Here is a 19,355-nt window from a genome sequence, read left to right on the forward strand (position 1 = left end):
TCGGCAGGGCTTTGTTTTTTGTAGCATTTTTGCCGGAAAATCGTCACGAATGTGTCATTTGCCACTGTTACAGTGCTTCATCAGTGCGATACGGAACTTTATTGTTGGCTAATTTGTCAATAACGTGTTAAACCTTTAGATCAAACTAAAAATTTTGTCGCAATGATAAAAAAAATAAGGAAATACCTAAATGAAAATCTCTCAATTGCAACCGGGTTATACCGTTCTTGAGCATAAAGACAGTGGCGATATCGTCCACTACACCGTCGTCAGCATTCGCCAGGTTGGCAAGATGTTCGAAGTCACTTTCCAATCCGTGCTGGGTCTTGCCAGCGCCTTTTATCCGGCCAACGGTTTTATCCACGCCGCCGCATAATTGCAGTACCTGCTGACCGCACAAGCCGGTCAGTACACAGACAACAAAACCCCGCCGCCGGCGGGGTTTTGCTTTGTGGGCCTCCTGTCATGCTGCAGTTGGCTGGTAGCAGGCATGGTTTCTGCCCTATCATCGATTTTTTCCCCTTCCACTTGCTCATGTCCCGTTTTTTCAAACTGCTGCCTGAATTGGTCTGCAATTTCCTGCTGCCGTGGCTGTGCTACCGCTGGGCGCTGCCGCAGTGGGGAGAAACCACCGCGCTGATGGCTTCCTCGCTCCCTCCCATTGTCTGGAGTGTGGTCGAGTTGCTGCGTTTTCGCCGGGTAGACACCCTTAGTTTGCTGGTTGTTGGCGGTATCGTATTGTCACTGCTGGTCATGTTGCTGGGGGGAAGTCCGCGCGTATTGCTGATGCGGGAATCCTTGCTGTCGGGCTTGTTTGGCGTGGTTTTCCTGCTGTCGCTGCTGATGGGGAGGCCGCTGGTTTACCATCTGGCACTTGCCATGCTTGCGCGCGAGTCAGCAGATGGGAAAGCGCGTTTTATCCGGCGCTGGCAAGAGCCGGCCTTTCGTCAGGCAATCCGCCGCATGACCGGTTTGTGGGGCTGGGGGCTGACACTGGAAGCCGTGATTCGTGCCGCCATGATCTCGCAGCTGTCGGTAGAGCGCTTTCTGTTGCTTTCGCCCTTTGTCAGCTATGCCATCATGGCCTTGCTGATTGGGCTGACCTGGCTTGGGCGGCAGCGTTTGCGCAGCCTGGGTAGCGCATTGCCATTCTGAGGACAAAAAAAGGGGCCGCCAACAGGCGGCCCAAAATTTCCGTGATGAACACTTAGGAGAATACGCGCTGCACTTCGCCTGAGCTGGCGCAGTACGATTCAAACTGCACTGGCTACCTGTCTGCAACACGTTCGCCTCTCGGGGAAGTCGACGGGGTGTGCCGCAAGCGGCCAGCCACTCATGGGGCAGAAGTGACTGGCGGTAACACAGGTCCTACTTTAGGCCAGCGGTATTGAGGAGATGTGTCAGGCAAGCGGCTAAATGTTAATAAGTTTTACAAATGATTCCGGCAGCATATTAAATTTATTTTAAGAAAGTATTGACGCTGCCCATGATGGCAGGTACTATGCACTCCTCTTCTGAAGAAACAGCGCAGAAGACAGCGACAGAACACTGACGCGGGATGGAGCAGTCTGGTAGCTCGTCGGGCTCATAACCCGAAGGTCGTAGGTTCGAATCCTGCTCCCGCAACCAATTCCCTGCAGCTTGCTGCACGGTAGTAAAAACCCCAATCAAGCGATGCTTGACGGGGTTTTTGCATTGTCGCGCTGTCTATGGTGATGCCAATATCGCGGGCAGCTGCGCTGCTGCATTCATGCCTCGGGGCTGTGTTGTGCCCGCGTTATACTGAAAGTCCTCCCACTTTCAGGCGACAACCACCATGCGCATCGCTGTTTTCGATACCAAAAACTACGACCGGCAAAGCCTGGATCTCGCCAATCAGCAGTTTGGCCATCAGTTGAGCTATTTCGAACCCCGACTCAATCAGGACACGCTGGAGCTGGTGCATGACGTCGATGCGGTCTGCCCCTTTGTCAATGACCGGCTGGATGCCGAGGTCATTGCCCGCCTGGCGCAGCGAGGCGTGCGTTTGATTACCTTACGCTGTGCTGGCTTCAATGGAGTGGATCTGGCGGCGTGTCAGCAGCACGGCATCGTGGTTACGCGGGTGCCGGCCTATTCGCCGCACGCGGTGGCTGAGCATGCCTTTGCCTTGCTATTGGCCGTGGTGCGTCGCATCCACAAATCCTATGTGCGGGTGCGCGAAATGGATTTTTCACTGGATGGTCTGGTGGGTTTCGACCTGTATCGCAAGACTATCGGTGTGGTGGGCACCGGGCGCATCGGTCAGGCAACCATTGCCATTGCCAAGGGCTTTGGCATGCGGGTGCTGGCTTTTGATGTCTATCCCCAGGCCGGGCTGGACCAGCAGCTTGGTTTTGAATATGTGTCGATGGCGCGTTTGCTGCAGGAGTGCGATGTGGTCAGCCTGCATTTGCCGCTGACGCCGCAAACCCAGCACATGATCAATGCCGATGCGCTGGCCGGCATGAAAAGCGGTGCGGTGTTGATCAATACCAGCCGTGGTGCGCTGGTGGAAACCACGGCCTTGATTGCTGCCTTGAAGGATGGCCGGCTGGCCGGGGTTGGGCTGGATGTGTATGAGATGGAGGAGGGGGTGTTTTTTGAAAACCACTCTGAAGTCGGCCTGCAGGATGACCAGCTGGCGCGCTTGCTGACCTTCCCCAATGTGCTGGTCACTGCGCACCAGGGCTTTCTCACTCGCGAGGCGCTGGACAATATCGCGGAAACCACGCTGGCCAACGCCACGGCATTCGAGCAGGGGCTGGCGCTGGCCAACAAGGTGGGAAGCTGAGGGTCTGGTGGCTGCTAGGCCGGGTTCAGGCAAGCTGGCGGCGGAATACCCAGCGCTGGCTGTCTGATTCGGCTGTATCAAACCGGTAGCCGCCCAGATTGAAGTCCTGCAGTGCTTCTGGGGTGTCTACTGCATGCAGGGCGGCCCAGCGCGCCATCAGGCCACGCGCCTGTTTGGCGTAGAAGCTGATGATCTTGTACTGGCCGTTTTTGAAGTCCTGGAATACCGGGGTAATCAGCCGGCCATGCAATTGGGCCGGTTTGACCGATTTGAAATATTCGTCGGAAGCCAGGTTGACCAGTGTCGGGTTGTCTTTTGCATCCAGCAGCTGATTCAGCGCCTGGGTAATGCGTTCTCCCCAGAATGCATACAAGTTGGCACCGCGCGGATTGGCCAGCCGTGTTCCCATCTCCAGCCGATAGGCTTGCATCAGGTCCAGCGGCCGCAGCAGGCCATATAGCCCGGAGAGGACGCGCAGGTGGTTTTGCAAATAGTCCAATTGCGTTTCGTTCAGGCTGGCTGCATCCAGCCCCTCGTAAACATCACCCATGAAGGCCAGTACGGCCTGCTTGGCATTGCCAGGCGTGAAATCGGGAGTCCAGTCGTGATAGCGGCCCACATTCAGTGTGGCCAGCGCGTCGCTGATGCTCATCAGGCGGGCAATATCTGCCGGGCTTTTTTCGCGCAGCACCGTGATCAGTTGCTGGCTGTCGGCCAGAAAGTCGGGCTGACTGTAGCGCGTGGTGTGCGGTGGCGTGGTGTAGTCCAGCGTTTTGGCCGGGGAGAGTACCATCAACATGAGGCGAATCCTTGCAGCGGGGTAGGGTGGGATTGTAGCGGAGCCGGCCGCCTAGCGCGCCGGCTCCATGAGTCTGGCGGTGCCGGATACGCGGATTGAGCTGCCTTTTTCAGCCGGGATCATGGCCTGCAAGCAAGAACGCTGGCCCATGTCTTCACCCTGTACTACTTCGATATGGCCGCCATGCTCCCAGCCAATATCGCGCAGATAACCGGCTAGAGCTGCCGTGGCGGCGCCGGTGGCCGGGTCTTCATAGACACCGCCCGCAGCGAAGGCATTACGGCTGTGAAAGCGTTGCCGGTCTTCTGCCCACAGCAGCAGGATGGTGGTGAGCCCGGCACGGCGCATCAAGTCGCGGCCTGCTTCCAGCGAATAGCGCATGGCGGACAGGGTGGCGCGCTCTTGCAAGGCCAGTAGCAGGTGCTCGGCTCCGGCATGGATCAGGGCCGGGGGCAGCTCTGGAGAGAGTTGGTCGGGGCTTAGCCCAAATAAGGTGAGTGCCTCTTGCAGCAATGCTGCCGGTGCCGGCGCACTGCGTGTCGGTGGTGACTGCAGGGCGGCACTGAGCTGGTCTGCCTGGAATTGGCCACTGACGCTGATGTTGGCCTGATTCAGTTGCAGGGGGAAATCCCCATTACCGTATTGCATGGCCAGCGCCGCACCCAGGGCAATGGTGGCATGGCCGCAAAACGGGACTTCTGCTTCCGGTGAAAAATAGCGTACGCGCCAGCCCTCGCCCTGCGGCATGGCAAATACGGTTTCCGAGAAGCCTAGCTCGGCGGCAATCCTTTGCATTTCACTGTCACTGGGCAAGCTGGGCTGGATCACAACACCGGCCGGGTTGCCACCGTTGTCGCCATCGGAAAATGCGGCAATCTTCAGAATATTCATCACAGGCTCCTGCCGGGTAGAATGGCACGTCAGATTCTAGGAGATGTGGGCATGCGGGTCGTTGTTCAACGGGTAAGCGAAGCAAGCGTGACGGTTGCCGGCGAGGTGTGCGGCCAGATTGGCGCAGGGCTGCTATTGCTGGTGGGGGTGGAGGAGGTGGATGGCCAGCAGGATATCGACTGGCTGGTACGCAAGATCAGCCAATTGCGCATTTTCAATGATGCCGCCGGCGTGATGAATCTTTCCCTGCTGGAAGGTGGTGGCGAGGTGCTGGCGGTCAGTCAGTTCACCCTGTTTGCCTCAACTCGCAAAGGTAATCGGCCTTCCTATAGCCGGGCTGCGCGTGGTGATATTTCCCGGCCCGTATTCGACCAGTTTGTTGTCAGCCTGGGCCAGGCGATTGGCCGTGCAGTGCCGACGGGAATTTTTGGGGCGGACATGCAGGTTGCGCTGGTCAATGACGGGCCCGTGACCATTTTGCTGGACAGCCGCGACCCTGAGTGAGCGCCGCAGTGGCTGATGGCAGACAAGAAAAAACCCGCGGCAGCGGGTTTTTCATTGGCAGGAGCAGGTGAATTACAGGCCCTGGGTCTCGATGCGTACGCGCTGGCCCGGTTGCAGGCGGGTCAGCTGGTTGGCATCGTTCCAGCGCTGGATATCAGCGTGGTTGACACCAAAGCGGCGGGCAATGCTGTAAACGGTATCGCCGCGTTGCACCACGTATTCGGCCGGTACTGCTCCGGTGGCCTGAGCCATGCTGCCACTGACTTTGACCATCGCTTCATCCTGCGCACTGGGAACCGGTACGGCTTCGGCCAGCATGGTGTTGGCAGCCAGCGGGTTGCCCTTCACCTTGATGACCTGACCCAGCTTGACGGTGTTATCCGCCATATTGTTGAAGGCTTTCAGGTCTGACACGCTGACATTGTAGCGGCGCGCAATATTGAACAAGGTATCGCCACTGGCGACAGTGTGCTGGCTGGCGGCGGGGTTGACGCTGGCCAGACGGGCTTCCAGCGGCTTGGGCGGCGGCGTGGTGCTGGAGGGCAGGTTGGGTGCTTCAGCCTTGGCCAGCAATACCGGTTTGGCAGCAAGCACTGGCGGTGCAATTACTGCGGGTTTGGCCGGTGTGCTGTCGGCAATGATGGTTGGCTCAACTGTGGCAACCGTGTTGGCAACTGGCGGCGTGGCCACGCTGGCCGCTGCTACTGCTACCGAATTGCTGACAGGCAAGGGTTTGGCCACGCTGGCAGGTGCAGCACTGGCAACCGTTTGAGTCTCGATCCTGCTGGCCAGGACCGGCGAGCTTGTCACCGGGGCCGGAGCCGCGGCGATCAGGCTGCTGCTATCGCCCAGGTTGCCATCGCCACCATCCAGCGGGCTGGCACCATCACTCTTGCCGCGCAAGGCAACCAGTACCGGGCGGCCGGCAGTCAGATTACGTGAACCTACCTTGTTGACGTTCTGCAGTTCTGCCGAGGTCATGCCATAGCGCTCGGCAACGCTGGCCACGTTTTCTTCGCTGCTTGGGGTATATACCTGCCAACTGAGCAAGGGTTTGTTCCAGTGCGACAGGTTGTAATCGAACTTGTCGGCCTTGGATAGCGGAATCAGCATCTGCCGGCCCGGCTTGTGCGCGTATACCGGCAGATTGAAGGCGGGGTTCAGTTCCTTGAATTCGGCAACGGAAATGCCCGCCATCTTGGCTGCGACGTCGATGTCCATGTGACGACCGGTGGACACCGCGATGAAGTAAGGCTTGTTCGGGAATTTATCCAGCTTGACGCCGAATTTTTCCGGCTGGCTGAGAATGTTGCGCACGGCAATCAGCTTGGGAGCGTAATTGCGCGTTTCATTCGGCATCTTGATGTTTTCGTAGGTCGGTTCAAGACCTGCGGCCTGGGCGCGGGCAATGGCGCGTGCCAGATTGCCCTCGCCCCAGTTGTAGGCGGCCAGGGCCAGATTCCAGTCGCCAAACTGCGCGTACAGATTCTGCAGATAATCCAGCGCGGCGCGGGTGGCTTCCATGACATCGCGGCGGCCGTCGTACCACCAGGTCTGTTCCAGACCGTAATGACGGCCGGTGGCGGGCATGAACTGCCACAGCCCGGCCGCGCCCACTGGCGAATTGGCGGTGGGGACAAAGGCGCTTTCCACTACCGGCAGGAAGGCGATTTCGGTCGGCATGCCACGGCGTTCCACTTCATTCATGATGTGAAACAGGTATTTGTGGCTGCGGTCCAGCATGCGTTTGAAGTATTCGGGCTTGCTGCTGTAGAGGCGTTCCTGCTTGTGCACGATGTCGGCGTTGACTTCGGTCAGCTGGAAACCTTCGCGTGCGCGTTCCCACACATTGTCGCCATTGCGTAGCAGGGTGGAGTTCAGCAGCATCATGTCCAGGCCAGCGGCCTGAGCTTCGTCGACACCGACGGATTGCCGGAATGCCCCTGAATCGGCATGTGCCAGGGATGAAACGGAAAATGCAAATGACAACGAAAGTGCCAATGGTGTAATTCTTTTCATTTGGCCAGCCCGGAATTCTGATCTCGGCCGATGCTAAACACCCCCCAAGGGTGTGTCAATCGAAAAAGGCAAATCATTTCATGAGCTTTGCTTGAATGAGTCGATATATTTAATAAAGGTTGGCAGCCAGCCTTTTGGCAAGAATGATCTACCCGGAATGCATGTCAGCGGAAGCTGTTCTTCCATTCGCGCAACACCGTGAACACCTGCAGGCGGTCTTGCAGCGCATGTCCGGCCTGCCGGCTGGCCTGCTGTTGCACGGCCGGTTTGTTGCAACGCATGAAGGGGTTGGTGGTTTTCTCCAGTCCCAGCTCGGTTGGCAGCGTGGGCAAACCCATGGCGATCTGCTTTTGGTCCAGCAGCTGGCGCAGCTGTATTTCGTCATTGTCCGGCTCTACTGCCAGCGCAAACTTGAGGTTGGACAAGGTGTATTCGTGTGCCGGATAAAAACGGGTGGTATCTGGCAGCGCGGCCAGCTTGTCCAGCGAGGCCAGCATCTGCGCCGGGCTGCCTTCAAACAGCCGGCCACAGCCCGCTCCGAACAGGGTGTCACCGCAGAACAACTGGCCATGGCCGTAATAACCCAGGTGGTCCAGCGTGTGGCCCGGCAGGGCCAATACTTCGAATTGGTAGCCCTGCCAGTCAATCCGGTCGCCTTCTGCGACTGGCTGATTGACGCCGCTGATGCTGGCCGGGCCGTACACCTTTGCCTGTGGCCAGCGCTGCAACAGCTCGGTCAGTCCGCCACAGTGGTCGGCATGGTGATGGGTGATCAGAATGCCTTGCAGCGCCAGACCGCCGTGCTCCAGAAAGGCGATCAGTGGTGCCGCGTCGCCCGGATCAACTGCAAGTGCGCCGGTGCCCTGCTGCAAAACCCAGATATAATTGTCGGCAAATGCCCGAACGGGGGTAATGGTAAACATGGTCGGATCGGACTCCTTCAATGATGCAAGCGTTTTCCACGTGGCTGGCCACGACCGAACTGGGACATTACCTGCTGGAGTGCGAACAGGCGTTTTTCGATCGGGCTGTCGCCGATATTTTCGGTTTTCATGCGGTGCAGATGGGCTTGCCGGAGGTGGATTTTCTGGCGGCTAACCGCATCCCCTGGCAATGTCGGGCGGCCGAAAGCGGCCAGACGGCGCAGATCATCTGTCACCCGGCACAACTGCCTTTCGAATCGCGCAGCCTCGATCTGCTGGTGATGCCACATTTGCTGGATTTTACCACCGAGCCGCACCAGGTACTGCGTGAGGTGGAAAGAGTGCTGGTGCCGGAAGGGCGTCTGCTGATGACCGGTTTCAATCCGGTGTCCTTGTGGGGCGTGCGCCGCTTGATACAGGGCCGGGCAGATACACCGTGGCGTGGCAATTTTTTCCCGCTGATCCGCATTCGCGACTGGCTGAAACTGCTGGATCTGGAGCCGGTCGCTGGCTGTTTCATGGCTTATGCTCCCCCCGTTTCGCAGCGAGACTGGCTGGACCGCTTTGGTTTTCTGGAGCGGGCTGGCGACAAGTGGTGGCCGCTGGCCGCCGGCGTGTATGGCATTGAAGCCATCAAGCGTCAGCGCGGCATGCGGCTGATTACCCCAAAATGGAAAACCGCCAAGTCGCCACAGGGGCTGGTGGTGGCCGGTGGCAACGAGCGCCACCCTACGCACAAGCAAGCTGCCACCCCCAGCCGGTGTACGGAGACAGCCAACATGACCATGCCCGGTCGGCAGGACGGGGCGGAACTGACAGAGACACATGACAACTGAAGATCGCGTTGAGATTTATACCGATGGTGCCTGCAAGGGTAATCCTGGCCCTGGTGGCTGGGGTGCGCTGCTGCGTTTCAAAGGCAAGGAAAAGGAATTGTTTGGTGGCGAGCGTGGTACCACCAATAACCGCATGGAGCTGCTGGCGGTGATTCGCGCGCTGGAGGCATTGAACCGGCCTTGCAGTGTGGTGGTCTACACCGACTCGCAATATGTGCAGAAAGGCATTTCCGAGTGGATCCACGGCTGGAAGGCACGTGGCTGGAAAACCGCCGCCAAGGAACCCGTCAAGAATGCCGACTTGTGGCAGGCGCTGGATGCCGAACGCAACCGCCATGCCCATGTCGAGTGGCGCTGGGTGAAGGGCCACGCCGGCCATGAGTTCAACGAACGCGCCGATCAGCTGGCCAACCGTGGCGTCGACACGCTGTAAACCCCCTGACAGATTTATTGATTGCGACCGGCTCCGTCCGGTCCGTCCGAAAGCAGCAGCATGAGACAGATCATTCTCGATACTGAAACCACCGGCCTCGACCCTGATCAGGGCCACCGCATTATTGAATTCGCCGGTCTGGAGATGGTGAACCGCAAGCTGACCGGCAAGCATCTGCACGTTTACATTCACCCCGAGCGTGATATCGACCCGGATGCCGAACGGGTACACGGTATTTCACTGGCCTCGCTGGAGGGCAAGCCGCGCTTTGCCCAGGTGGCGGCCGAGCTGGCCGACTTCATGCGTGGGGCCGAGCTGATCATTCATAACGCGCCGTTTGACGTCAAATTCCTCAATGCCGAATTCGACCGCATGGGCCTGCCGCGCATCAAGGATGTGGCCGAGCAGGTGACCGACACCCTGGCCATGGCGCGTGACCAGTTTCCCGGCAAGCGCAACAGTCTGGATGCCTTGTGTGACCGCTTTGAAATCGACCGCTCCAACCGTACCCTGCACGGCGCGCTGATCGACTGCGAACTGCTGTCGGAAGTCTATTTGTGGATGACCCGTGGCCAGGAAAGCCTGGTCATGGATATCGATGTCGATAATGGCAGCCAGCAGGCCGGCGACATCCAGTTCGAGCGCAAGCCCTTGTCGGTGCGCCGGGCCAGCGAGGACGAACTGGCTGCGCACCAGAGCTATCTGGGCGATCTGGACAAGGCGGTCAAGGGCAGTTGCCTGTGGCGCACGCTGGAGAACCCGCCGGCGGGGGATGCTGCATGAGCCGTTATCTTGCCCTGGTGCCGGCCGCTGGTTCCGGCAGCCGTTTTGGCGGCCCCAGCCCCAAGCAGTATCTGCAACTGAACAATCGTCCGCTGATGTGGCACACCTTGCAGGTACTGTGTCAGGTGGAAGCCATCAGCCAGGTGGTGGTGGTGATTTCGCCGGGCGACGAATGGTTTGATGATTTTGAATGGGATCTGCCCAAGCTCAGCGTGCAGCGCGTGGGCGGTGCCAGCCGCGCCGAAAGCGTGCGCAACGGTTTGCAGGCCATGGAAGCCGCCGAGCAGGACTGGGTGCTGGTGCATGATGCCGCGCGCTGCTGCCTGTCTGTCGCTGCCGTGGAGCGGCTGATTGCCACGCTGGCCGATGACCCGGTGGGCGGCCTGCTGGCCTTGCCGGTGCCGGATACGGTGAAGCGGGCGGATGGAGAAGGCCGCATCAGCGCCACCGTGCCGCGTCAGGGGCTGTGGCTGGCGCAGACGCCGCAGATGTTCCGTGCCGGGCTGCTGGCCCAGGCACTGGCCGCTGCTGCTGTGGCGGATATCACCGATGAAGCCTCCGCCGTGGAGCAATATGGCCACAAGCCCCGTCTGGTGGAGGGCGATGCACAGAATTTCAAGGTGACCTACCCACGCGATCTGGCGCTGGCGCGCGCTATTCTGGCCGCAAGAAAGGATTGAACAGCATGTTCCGAGTTGGACAAGGTTACGACGTGCATCAACTGGTGGAAGGCCGCCCGCTGATTCTGGGGGGGGTGACCATCCCGCACAGCCATGGCCTGCTGGGGCATTCCGATGCCGATGCCCTGCTGCATGCCATTACCGATGCGATTTTGGGTGCGGCTGCGCTGGGCGATATCGGCCGCCACTTTCCGGATACCGACGAGCGCTTCAAGGGCGCGGATAGCCGGGTGCTGCTGCGCGAGGCCGCGGCACGGGTGCGTGCGGCGGGCTGGCAAGTAGTGAATGTGGACGCCACGCTGATCGCGCAGCGCCCCAAGCTGGCACCGCACATCGATGCCATGTGTGCCTGCATCGCCGCCGACCTGGGGCTGGCTGCCGGTGCGGTCAACGTCAAGGGCAAGACCAATGAAAAACTGGGCTATCTGGGACGTGGCGAGGCGATCGAAGCGCAGGCCATTTGTCTGCTGATGCCGGCGCAGTGATGGTTGGCGCACCGACAGAAGCCAGCCGATGTGGGATAATCCCGTTCTGAATGCGGAATCGAACTCACCTGATGGAGGTATCAACATGCTGACCCAAGACCAACTCAAGCTGGCCGTGGCCCAAAAGGCGCTGGAATTCGTGCCGGACGACTGTATCGTCGGTGTGGGCACTGGCAGCACGGTCAATCTCTTCATTGAAGAACTGGCCGCCATCAAAGGCCGTATCAAAGGCGCGGTATCCAGCTCCGAGGCCTCCACCGCCCGTCTGAAAGCTCACCACATCGAGGTATTCGAGCTGAACGAGGTGGAAAAGCTGGAGGTGTATATCGACGGTGCCGACGAGATCAACCATCACCTGCACATGATCAAGGGCGGTGGCGCGGCGCTGACGCGCGAGAAAATCGTGGCCAGCGTGGCCGAGCAGTTCATCTGCATCGCCGATGAAAGCAAGTATGTGCTGCAACTGGGCAAGTTCCCGCTGCCGGTCGAAGTCATCCCGATGGCCCGCAGCTCGGTGGCGCGTCAGTTGGTGGCACTGGGTGGCCACCCGGAACTGCGCCAGGGTGTGGTAACCGACAACGGCAACCTGATTCTTGATGTGCATGGCCTCACCATCAACACCCCGGTCGAGCTGGAAGAAGCCATCAACCACATCGCCGGTGTCGTGACCTGCGGCCTGTTCGCCCGCCGTCGTGCCGATGTATTGGTGCTGGGCCGCCAGAACGGCGTGGAAGTGATCCGCTAACACCGGGCCGCTGTGGACCTGTTCAGTTTATTGACCAACCCCATCTCGCTTTCTGATAGGAAAGCGAGGCTCCCTTTCAAGGAAAGGGCGGGGGGAAAGGGGAATAGATGGGTAGGCTGCGGAATCAATAAGTAAGTCGAAAGGCCCGGCTTTGCCGGGTCCAGTGCAATCGCACCAACTTACCCTGTCAGCAGCCTGACAGGCCCGTTTTGATTAAATGTCATCAGCCTGTCATCCAGCGGGCTTACCATCATCCATTCTTTGAAATCCGGATTCGTTTAAGAGGCAGACATGGCAGAACACATCTCCAAGCAGTTTGACATGGAACTGGAAACCATCCGCACCCGCGTCCTGCAAATGGGCGGTCTGGTGGAACAACAGATCCTCTCTGCTATCGATGCGCTCATGTCCGGTGACATCGCCAAGTTTGACAAGGTGATTGCCGAAGATGCGCTGGTCAACTCGATGGAAGTCACCATCGACGATGATTGCCAGCACATCATTGCGCGCCGCCAGCCAGCCGCCAGCGACCTGCGCATCATCATCACCGTGATCAAGACCATTACCGATCTGGAGCGTATCGGTGACGAGGCGCAGAAAATCGCCCGCATGGGCAAAACCATCTACCAGTCCGAGCGCTACCAGATGCCGCGTTTCCGCGAGATCCGCAAAATGGCGGAAGTCGCTCTGGCCATGCTGCGCCGCGCACTGGACGCCTTTGCCCGGCTGGATGCCAGTGCGGCACTGGAGCTGGCGGAAGAAGACATGCGGCTGGACGACGACTTCGCTGCCGAACTGCGCCAGCTGATTACCTTCATGATGGAAGACCCGCGCACCATCAGCATGTCCATCGATACCTTGTTCATCTCCAAGGCCATCGAACGCATTGGCGACCACTCCAAGAACATCTCGGAATACGTGGTGTATCTGGTCAAGGGCAAGGATATTCGCCACACCTCGCTGGAAACCATCAAGCGGGAAACCCTGGGCCACTGATCAAGCGCAATGACGCAAGGGCATGAATGGCGGTAACATCGCGCATGTTACTGCCATTTTTTATTGAATAATCCATGGCGTAGCCGGGTACAGGCTGAGCCCTGAACATGGCTGCGCAGCAAACCATATTGGAAAAGGCTAGCCTTTGACCACAACCCTGCCCACCCCGGATGTGCTGGCCACGGTCGACCTGGGGTCCAACACCTTCCGTCTGCAAGTCTCCCGCGTTGTAGAAGACCAGCTTTACCCGCTGGACGCCATGAAAGAAACCGTGCGTCTGGGGGCCGGCCTGACTGCCGACAAATACCTGGACGACGTCACCCAGGAAAAAGCCCTGGCCTGCATGGCCCGTTTTGGCGAGCGTCTGCGCGGCTTCAACCCGGCCCAGGTACGTATCGTCGGCACCAATACCCTGCGCGTGGCAAAAAACTCGGCCGATTTCATCCAGCGGGCCGAAGCACTGCTGGGCTTTCCCATTGAAATCATCGCTGGGCGCGAAGAAGCCCGGCTGGTGTATATCGGCGCGGCGCACTCCCTGCCCGCCACCAAGGAAAAACGGCTGGTGGTGGATATTGGCGGCGGCTCGACCGAGTTTGTCATCGGCAGCCAGTTCAAGGCCCATGTAACCGAAAGCCTGCCGCTGGGCTGTGTCAGCTACAGCATGCGCTATTTTGCCGATGGCAAGCTCAGTCGCAGCAATTTCGCCGATGCCACGCTGGCGGCACGCAATGAAATCCAGCGCATTACCACCGAATACCGTCCGGAAGAGTGGCAACTGGCGGTGGGCACCTCCGGCACGGCCCGTTCGCTGCGCGATATTCTGGAAATCAATGAGTGGTCGGCTTCCGACATCACGCTGGAAGGCATGTTGCAATTGCGTGCCGAACTGATCAAGCGAGAGTCCCTGAAAAACGTCAGCCTGAACGGCCTGAAGGTGGATCGCCTGCCGGTGCTGCCGGGCGGGCTGGCCATCATGATCGCCATCTTCGAAGAGCTGGGCATCAGCAAGATGACCGTGGCCGAAGGCGCGCTGCGTGATGGCGTGCTGTACGACCTGCTGGGCCGCCAGCGCGAAAAGGACATGCGCGAAAGCACGGTGCAGCTGTTCAAGCGCCGTTATCACGTGGATGTGCCGCAGAGCGAGCGCGTGCAAGTGCTGGCCGAACGGCTGTATCGCATGGTGGCGGGCGAAGATGTGGACCAGGACATGCTCAAGCGGCTGATCTGGGCGGCCAAGCTGCATGAAATCGGCCTGACCATTGCCCACACCGCTTACCACAAGCATTCGGCTTATATCCTGCAGAATGCCGACATGCCGGGTTTCTCCAAGCGCGAACAGGCCATGCTGGCCACCATCGTGCTGGGCCATCGCGGTGATATGGGCAAGATGCAGCAGGTTGTGAACGACCCCGCCTTGTGGCAGGCGGTGGTGGCGCTGCGGCTGGCAGTATTGTTCTACCGCAGCCGCATGGCGATCACGCTGCCGGAATTGCTCGACCTCAAGCTGGATGTGAAAGGGTTTGTGCTGACCATGAGTCAGAATTGGCTGAATGATAATCCGCTGACTGCCAGCGCCTTCCGCCAGGAAGTGTTGCAGTGGAAGAATGTCGGTTTCGAACTCGACGTCAGCCAGCTCTAAATCATGCGCCATGCCGAAGTGAAACAGCGGGTACCCACGCTGGGCGAAGCGCCCGGCGCACTGTTGCCGGTCGGGACCCGCAAAGTGGAGGCCGCCAGCATTGCCCTGCTGGAGTTCGGCCCGCAGCAACTGAATGAAAGCCGTTTTGACAGCATCGCGGCCGGGCTGGCGTATCAGCCGGCGCAGCCGGTACTGTGGCTCAATGTCTATGGCCTGCACGACCCTGCCGTGATGCAGGCCATCGGCGAGCGTTTCCAGCTGCACCCGCTGGTGCAGGAAGATATTCTCAATAATCGTCAGCGTCCCAAGCTGGAAGACTATGGCGACTATCTGTTCATCGCCACGCGGGTGTTCGATTTTCCCAAAAACGGCGGCCGGCTCAGCTACGACCAGATGTATCTGGTGGTGGGAGAAAACTTTGTCCTGAGCTTTCAGGAAAGGCCGACCGGGGTATTCGAACCGGTGCGCGAGCGGCTGCGCAATCCGCACAGCATGCTGCGCAGCAAGGGGGCGGACTATCTGGCTTATTCACTGCTGGATGCCATCATCGATGATTATTTCGGCGTGCTCAGCCAGTTTACCGAGCATGTCGAGCGCACCGACCAGTTGTTGCTGCATGGCCGGGAGCAGGGCGTGCTCAACAAGGTGCAGCGTCTGAAGCACGATTGCCTCAAGCTGCGCCGCTCCATCCTGCCGCTGCGCGAGATGCTGCTGACCATGCTGCGCGGCGAATATCGGCTGATCCGCCCGGAAACCCAGGTGTATTTGCGCGATGCCTACGACCACACCATGCATGTCATCGAGTCACTGGAAATGTCACGCGAAATGGTGGCCGACATGCTGGATCTCTACCTGTCCACCCAGTCGCACCGGCTGAACCTGCAAATGCGTGTGTTGACCGTGTTCAGCATGATCTTCATGCCCTTGACGTTGATTGCCGGCATCTACGGCATGAACTTTGAAAACATGCCGGAACTGCATTGGCACTATGGCTATTTTGCCGTGCTGGGCCTGATGGCCGCCATTGCCGGCGGGCTGGTCTGGCTGTTCTGGAAGCGTAACTGGATCTGAACCACATCCGGTTGCAGCCACTGCCGCAGCGCCATTGGCCCTGCGGCTTTTTCACGTCTGCCGATGTGCTGATGATGGTGTTCACATACCCCTTGGGGGTATATACTGAAATACCTGAGGAGGCCGTCATGAATGAATCTGCCATTTCCCTGCCCATTGCCGGAATGAGTTGCGCTGCCTGCGCCATCCGCTTGGAGAAGGTATTGAACCGACTGGAAGGTGTCAGTGCCAGCGTCAGCTTTGCCAGCGAACAGGCGCTCATCCGTTACCAGCCAGATACCACTTCCATCGCACAGTTGCAGGCCGCCATCGACAAAGCTGGCTTCAGGGTACCGCAGCAGCAGCTGCAACTGGATATTGCCGGCATGAGCTGTGCCGCCTGCGCCGTGCGTCTGGAAAAAGTGCTGAACAAACTGCCGCTGCTCAATGCCGAGGTCAATTTCGCCACGGCCACCGCCCGCCTGCAGTTTGCGCCGGGCACGCTGCACGCGGCTGATGCCATTGCCGCGGTGGCCAAGGCTGGCTTCACCGCCACGCTGCAGCAAGATGCCGGCCAGGATGGCGCGTCGCAGACGCAGTCATACCGGCGCGAGCTGCTGTGGTTTGCCGCCTCGGCGCTGCTCACCCTGCCATTTTTCCTGGAAATGCTGGCCATGCTGTTCGGCTGGCATCAGCTGATGTTGCCACGCAGCCTGCAACTGGCCCTGGCCACGCCGGTACAGTTCATCATTGGCTGGCGCTTTTATCGCGGAGCCTGGCATGCGCTGCGCAGCGGCGGGGCCAATATGGATGTGCTGGTGGCGCTGGGCACCAGCATGGCCTGGTTGCTGTCCACCGTGGTCACCCTGTCTGGCTGGCAGCAGCAACATGTGTATTTCGAGGCCAGTGCCGCCGTGATTACCCTGGTGTTGCTGGGCAAGCTGCTGGAAGCGCGGGCGCGTGGCAAGAGCGCAGGGGCCATTGCCAGCCTGCTGCGGCTGGCACCGCGCACGGCGCGAATCGAGCGTAATGGCAGCCTGCAGGAGATCGCGGTTGACCAGCTGCAAGTGGGGGATGTGGTGCTGGTGCGCCACGGTGAAAGCCTGCCGGTGGATGGTGTGGTACTGGAAGGACATGCCAGCCTCGACGAAAGCATGCTGACCGGCGAGAGCATGCCGGTGGCCAAGACGGTGGGCGACAAGGTCTATGCCGCCACGCGCAATCTGCAAGGCATGCTGAAAATACGCGCGGGCAGTGTCGGTGCTCATACGCAGTTGGCGGAAATCATTCGGCTGGTCGGGCAGGCGCAGGGCAGCAAGGCACCGATCCAGCGCCTGGCGGACCGCATTGCCGGCGTGTTCGTGCCGGTGGTGGCCGGCCTGGCTGCCCTCACCCTGCTGCTGAATGGCTGGTGGCTGGGCGACTGGAGCCAGGCACTGATCAATGCCGTGGCGGTGCTGGTGATTGCCTGCCCCTGCGCGCTGGGGCTGGCGACACCGACTGCCGTCATGGTGGGCGTCGGCAAGGGAGCCAGCCGTGGCATGCTGTTTCGCAATGCGGCGGCACTGGAAACCGCTGGCCGCATCCAGCTGCTGGTGGTGGACAAGACCGGTACGCTGACCGAAGGCCGGCCGCAGCTGAGCAGCCTCTGGGCGGCCGATGGCGATCAGGACCAGCTGCTGCGCCTGGCGGCGAGTGCCGAGAGCGGCTCGGAGCATCCGCTGGCACTGGCCCTGCTGCAACAGGCGGCTGCGCGCCAGCTGTCCTTGCTAGCGGTGCAGTCCTTCCGTGCCGAAGTGGGGCAGGGGGTGATTGCCGATCTCGCCGCTTACGGCGAAATACGGGTCGGGCGACCGGAGTGGGCCAGCAGTCAGCCCCTGCCGCCGCAGTGGAGTGCGCCGGGGCAAAGCGTGATTGCCGTTGCCCGCAATGGCGTCTTGCTCGGCCTGCTGGCCATTGCCGACCGTTTGCGTCCCACCTCGGCTGCTGCCGTACGCAGCTTGCAGCAAATGGGGGTGCGGGTCATCATGCTGACCGGCGATAATCCATCGACGGCGGCTGCCATTGCCGCCGAGGTCGGCATCGACGACTACCGCGCCAGCTTGCGGCCACAGGACAAGGCGGATGCCCTGCGCCAAATCCAGGCGACGGGCCTGAAGGTGGCCATGCTGGGCGATGGCATCAACGATGCGCCGGCGCTGGCGGTGGCGGATGTCAGCTTCGCCATGGGGGCTGGCTCGGATGTGGCGCTGGAAACTGCCGACATCACCCTGATGCGCGGCGATGTACAGCAGGTAGCTGATGCCATCCGCCTGTCGCGTGCTACCTTGGGCAAGATCCGGCAGAACCTGTTTTTTGCCTTTATCTACAATGTACTGGGCATTCCGCTGGCGGCATTGGGGCTGTTGAATCCGGTGCTGGCAGGTGCTGCCATGGCCATGAGTTCGGTGTCGGTAGTCAGCAATTCGCTGCTGCTGCGCCGCTGGAAATAAACTGAAAGGAACAAACATGAGCGAACTGAAACTGAATATCGAAGGCATGACCTGCGGCGGCTGCTCCAACAGCATCAGCAAGGTATTGTCCACCATGGCGGGTGTCAGCAGCGCCGAAGTCAGCCTGGAAACCAAGCAGGCACACATCGTTTACGATGCGGCCACTGTCTCGCCGGAAGAACTGGCGGCAGCCGTGGTGGATGCCGGATTTGAGGTGCTTGCCAGCTAATGAATAGGTACCGGCCATTGGTATAAACACTTATACTGCTGTCATTGCAGATGCCGGTCCCTCAGAACCTGTTCATCGTCTGCTGCGCGTCGGTGATACTGCGTTAAAAACGTCTGCGGAATGCTCATTTACTCCAGGTAAACTCCGCTTCCTTAGCCGTTTTCGCCTTGTCTCACTCTAGCTCGCGAGACGCTGAACAGGCTCTTAGACCGGCATCAGTCGTTTACAAGCAGACGGCTACAGGCCGCAGATGACGCGATGATGCGCTTTTCGATCAAGTGGGTAGCAGTATGGTGTTGGCTGGCGGTCTGCAGCGGGCTGGTCATGGCGGCGGCACTGCCCGTGCTGGCCGAGAGTAATGTGCCTTTTTCCTATTGGCAGGATGGGGCAATACAGGGCTATTGCACCGACATCGTGCGTGCCACCCTGGGTGCCGCCCGTTTGCCCTACCAGGTGGACATCCAGCCCTGGGCCAGAATCTACACCACCACGCTGGCCCGGCCGGGCACGCTGATGTATCCGGTGGCCAGAACACCGGAGCGTGAGAACAAGTTCAAGTGGATAGGCCCGCTGGTGAGCAACCGCATTGCCCTGTTTCGCAAGAAAGGGCGCGGCGACGTGGTGGTACACAGCCTGGATGATGCCCGACGCTATCGCATCGGCGTGGTCAATATGGATTTCCGCGAGGAGTACCTGCGGCGCAAGGGCTTTGCCGATGGCGGTGACAAGACCTTGATGGTGGTGAGTTCCAGCGATCTGTTGCTGCCCATGTTGCAGGCGGGTCGTATTGATCTGGTGCCGCTGGGGCTGGCCAAGTGTGCGCCGCACGGCCTGGATTGCAGCCAGATCGAGCCGGTTTATGTGCTGAGCGAGCTGGAGTCCGGCCTGTACATGGTGTTCAACCGTGATACCAGCGATGCGCTGGTGCAGCAGGTGCGGGATGGTTTTGAGCGCATCCGGCGCAGCGGCAGGCTGGCACGCATCATGGAACCGCTTAACCGCATTTATGGCATGAGCGAGTAAGAGCGGCTAACAAAAT

Annotated in this window: 20 protein-coding genes and 1 tRNA gene; 17 read left to right on the top strand and 4 right to left on the bottom strand. The window is 59.8% G+C overall.

Features of this window, described 5'->3' with window-relative positions:
* Positions 1-190: 190 nt before the first annotated feature.
* From FAZ30_RS10095 to FAZ30_RS10110, 4 genes are all read left to right on the top strand, one after another.
* Positions 191-376, top strand: a complete 186-nt coding sequence (locus FAZ30_RS10095) for a hypothetical protein (protein WP_059286504.1) — start codon at positions 191-193, stop codon at positions 374-376.
* 158 nt (positions 377-534) lie between these two features.
* Positions 535-1,155 (top strand): VC0807 family protein, encoded by a 621-nt coding sequence (locus FAZ30_RS10100; protein WP_124642802.1) that lies wholly within the window; start codon positions 535-537, stop codon positions 1,153-1,155.
* A 397-nt stretch (positions 1,156-1,552) separates the two neighbouring features.
* A tRNA-Met gene (locus tag FAZ30_RS10105) sits at positions 1,553-1,629 on the top strand.
* Positions 1,630-1,816: 187 nt separating this feature from the next.
* Entirely contained in the window at positions 1,817-2,812 is a 996-nt protein-coding gene (locus FAZ30_RS10110) for a 2-hydroxyacid dehydrogenase (RefSeq protein ID WP_124642800.1), read from the top strand.
* A gap of 25 nt (positions 2,813-2,837) precedes the next feature.
* Here the strand turns inward: FAZ30_RS10110 and yaaA are convergent, their stop codons facing one another.
* Both yaaA and FAZ30_RS10120 read right to left on the bottom strand, forming a co-directional pair.
* A complete protein-coding gene (yaaA, locus tag FAZ30_RS10115) occupies positions 2,838-3,611 on the bottom strand; it encodes a peroxide stress protein YaaA (protein WP_124642798.1) in 774 nt (257 codons plus the stop codon).
* 51 nt (positions 3,612-3,662) lie between these two features.
* Positions 3,663-4,502 (bottom strand): PhzF family phenazine biosynthesis protein, encoded by an 840-nt coding sequence (locus FAZ30_RS10120; protein WP_124642797.1) that lies wholly within the window; start codon positions 4,500-4,502, stop codon positions 3,663-3,665.
* Positions 4,503-4,553: 51 nt separating this feature from the next.
* Here FAZ30_RS10120 and dtd point away from each other — a divergent pair, with 51 nt between their 5' ends.
* The gene (gene dtd / locus FAZ30_RS10125; RefSeq protein ID WP_124642795.1) at positions 4,554-5,006 is read left to right on the top strand and encodes a D-aminoacyl-tRNA deacylase; all 453 of its coding nucleotides are present in this window, start codon (positions 4,554-4,556) and stop codon (positions 5,004-5,006) included.
* A 72-nt stretch (positions 5,007-5,078) separates the two neighbouring features.
* Here dtd and FAZ30_RS10130 read toward each other — a convergent pair whose 3' ends face one another.
* Complete coding sequence (locus FAZ30_RS10130) at positions 5,079-6,896, bottom strand: lytic transglycosylase (RefSeq protein WP_233578384.1); 1,818 nt, start codon at positions 6,894-6,896, stop codon at positions 5,079-5,081.
* A 293-nt stretch (positions 6,897-7,189) separates the two neighbouring features.
* On the bottom strand, positions 7,190-7,948 hold the full coding sequence (gene gloB / locus FAZ30_RS10135) for a hydroxyacylglutathione hydrolase (protein ID WP_124642791.1): 759 nt from the start codon (positions 7,946-7,948) through the stop codon (positions 7,190-7,192).
* Positions 7,949-7,968: 20 nt separating this feature from the next.
* Between gloB and FAZ30_RS10140 the strand changes: the two genes are divergently transcribed.
* The 12 genes from FAZ30_RS10140 to FAZ30_RS10195 all read left to right on the top strand — a co-directional run bounded on the left by FAZ30_RS10140 (position 7,969) and on the right by FAZ30_RS10195 (position 19,339).
* On the top strand, positions 7,969-8,784 hold the full coding sequence (locus tag FAZ30_RS10140) for a class I SAM-dependent methyltransferase (protein WP_124642789.1): 816 nt from the start codon (positions 7,969-7,971) through the stop codon (positions 8,782-8,784).
* Positions 8,774-9,217, top strand: coding sequence for a ribonuclease HI (gene rnhA, locus FAZ30_RS10145; protein ID WP_124642787.1), 444 nt, complete (start codon positions 8,774-8,776; stop codon positions 9,215-9,217). The genes FAZ30_RS10140 and rnhA overlap by 11 nt, the downstream gene beginning before the upstream one ends.
* A 60-nt stretch (positions 9,218-9,277) precedes the next feature.
* A complete protein-coding gene (gene dnaQ / locus FAZ30_RS10150) occupies positions 9,278-10,000 on the top strand; it encodes a DNA polymerase III subunit epsilon (RefSeq protein WP_124642785.1) in 723 nt (240 codons plus the stop codon).
* Positions 9,997-10,680: a 2-C-methyl-D-erythritol 4-phosphate cytidylyltransferase gene (ispD, locus tag FAZ30_RS10155; RefSeq protein ID WP_137009359.1), complete on the top strand. Its 684-nt coding sequence runs from the start codon at positions 9,997-9,999 to the stop codon at positions 10,678-10,680. Before dnaQ ends, ispD begins: the two co-directional genes overlap by 4 nt.
* A gap of 5 nt (positions 10,681-10,685) precedes the next feature.
* Positions 10,686-11,165, top strand: coding sequence for a 2-C-methyl-D-erythritol 2,4-cyclodiphosphate synthase (ispF, locus tag FAZ30_RS10160; protein ID WP_137009360.1), 480 nt, complete (start codon positions 10,686-10,688; stop codon positions 11,163-11,165).
* A gap of 85 nt (positions 11,166-11,250) precedes the next feature.
* Complete coding sequence (gene rpiA, locus FAZ30_RS10165; protein ID WP_124642779.1) at positions 11,251-11,910, top strand: ribose-5-phosphate isomerase RpiA; 660 nt, start codon at positions 11,251-11,253, stop codon at positions 11,908-11,910.
* A gap of 291 nt (positions 11,911-12,201) precedes the next feature.
* The gene (gene phoU / locus FAZ30_RS10170; RefSeq protein WP_124642777.1) at positions 12,202-12,906 is read left to right on the top strand and encodes a phosphate signaling complex protein PhoU; all 705 of its coding nucleotides are present in this window, start codon (positions 12,202-12,204) and stop codon (positions 12,904-12,906) included.
* Between the two features lie 145 nt (positions 12,907-13,051).
* Positions 13,052-14,545: an exopolyphosphatase gene (gene ppx, locus FAZ30_RS10175; protein ID WP_483964202.1), complete on the top strand. Its 1,494-nt coding sequence runs from the start codon at positions 13,052-13,054 to the stop codon at positions 14,543-14,545.
* Positions 14,546-14,548: 3 nt separating this feature from the next.
* Entirely contained in the window at positions 14,549-15,616 is a 1,068-nt protein-coding gene (corA, locus tag FAZ30_RS10180) for a magnesium/cobalt transporter CorA (RefSeq protein WP_233578382.1), read from the top strand.
* A gap of 128 nt (positions 15,617-15,744) precedes the next feature.
* The gene (locus tag FAZ30_RS10185) at positions 15,745-18,087 is read left to right on the top strand and encodes a heavy metal translocating P-type ATPase (RefSeq protein WP_137009361.1); all 2,343 of its coding nucleotides are present in this window, start codon (positions 15,745-15,747) and stop codon (positions 18,085-18,087) included.
* A gap of 16 nt (positions 18,088-18,103) precedes the next feature.
* Positions 18,104-18,316 carry a heavy-metal-associated domain-containing protein gene (locus FAZ30_RS10190; RefSeq protein WP_137009362.1) on the top strand — a complete coding sequence of 71 codons (213 nt, stop codon included), beginning with the start codon at positions 18,104-18,106 and terminating at the stop codon, positions 18,314-18,316.
* A gap of 258 nt (positions 18,317-18,574) precedes the next feature.
* Positions 18,575-19,339 carry a substrate-binding periplasmic protein gene (locus tag FAZ30_RS10195; RefSeq protein WP_137009363.1) on the top strand — a complete coding sequence of 255 codons (765 nt, stop codon included), beginning with the start codon at positions 18,575-18,577 and terminating at the stop codon, positions 19,337-19,339.
* Positions 19,340-19,355 lie beyond the last annotated feature (16 nt).

The sequence above is a fragment of the Aquitalea aquatilis genome, assembly GCF_005155025.1.
Lineage (GTDB): Bacteria > Pseudomonadota > Gammaproteobacteria > Burkholderiales > Chromobacteriaceae > Aquitalea > Aquitalea aquatilis.

Bases quoted from the DNA above. Each gene is read 5' to 3' on its own strand.
- FAZ30_RS10095 (WP_059286504.1), top strand. From the start codon at position 191: ATGAAAATCTCTCAATTGCAACCGGGTTATACCGTTCTTGAGCATAAA.
- FAZ30_RS10100 (WP_124642802.1), top strand. From the start codon at position 535: ATGTCCCGTTTTTTCAAACTGCTGCCTGAATTGGTCTGCAATTTCCTG.
- FAZ30_RS10110 (WP_124642800.1), top strand. From the start codon at position 1,817: ATGCGCATCGCTGTTTTCGATACCAAAAACTACGACCGGCAAAGCCTG.
- yaaA (WP_124642798.1), bottom strand. From the start codon at position 3,611: ATGTTGATGGTACTCTCCCCGGCCAAAACGCTGGACTACACCACGCCA.
- FAZ30_RS10120 (WP_124642797.1), bottom strand. From the start codon at position 4,502: ATGAATATTCTGAAGATTGCCGCATTTTCCGATGGCGACAACGGTGGC.
- dtd (WP_124642795.1), top strand. From the start codon at position 4,554: ATGCGGGTCGTTGTTCAACGGGTAAGCGAAGCAAGCGTGACGGTTGCC.
- FAZ30_RS10130 (WP_233578384.1), bottom strand. From the start codon at position 6,896: ATGATGCTGCTGAACTCCACCCTGCTACGCAATGGCGACAATGTGTGG.
- gloB (WP_124642791.1), bottom strand. From the start codon at position 7,948: ATGTTTACCATTACCCCCGTTCGGGCATTTGCCGACAATTATATCTGG.
- FAZ30_RS10140 (WP_124642789.1), top strand. From the start codon at position 7,969: ATGATGCAAGCGTTTTCCACGTGGCTGGCCACGACCGAACTGGGACAT.
- rnhA (WP_124642787.1), top strand. From the start codon at position 8,774: ATGACAACTGAAGATCGCGTTGAGATTTATACCGATGGTGCCTGCAAG.
- dnaQ (WP_124642785.1), top strand. From the start codon at position 9,278: ATGAGACAGATCATTCTCGATACTGAAACCACCGGCCTCGACCCTGAT.
- ispD (WP_137009359.1), top strand. From the start codon at position 9,997: ATGAGCCGTTATCTTGCCCTGGTGCCGGCCGCTGGTTCCGGCAGCCGT.
- ispF (WP_137009360.1), top strand. From the start codon at position 10,686: ATGTTCCGAGTTGGACAAGGTTACGACGTGCATCAACTGGTGGAAGGC.
- rpiA (WP_124642779.1), top strand. From the start codon at position 11,251: ATGCTGACCCAAGACCAACTCAAGCTGGCCGTGGCCCAAAAGGCGCTG.
- phoU (WP_124642777.1), top strand. From the start codon at position 12,202: ATGGCAGAACACATCTCCAAGCAGTTTGACATGGAACTGGAAACCATC.
- corA (WP_233578382.1), top strand. From the start codon at position 14,549: ATGCGCCATGCCGAAGTGAAACAGCGGGTACCCACGCTGGGCGAAGCG.
- FAZ30_RS10185 (WP_137009361.1), top strand. From the start codon at position 15,745: ATGAATGAATCTGCCATTTCCCTGCCCATTGCCGGAATGAGTTGCGCT.
- FAZ30_RS10190 (WP_137009362.1), top strand. From the start codon at position 18,104: ATGAGCGAACTGAAACTGAATATCGAAGGCATGACCTGCGGCGGCTGC.
- FAZ30_RS10195 (WP_137009363.1), top strand. From the start codon at position 18,575: ATGATGCGCTTTTCGATCAAGTGGGTAGCAGTATGGTGTTGGCTGGCG.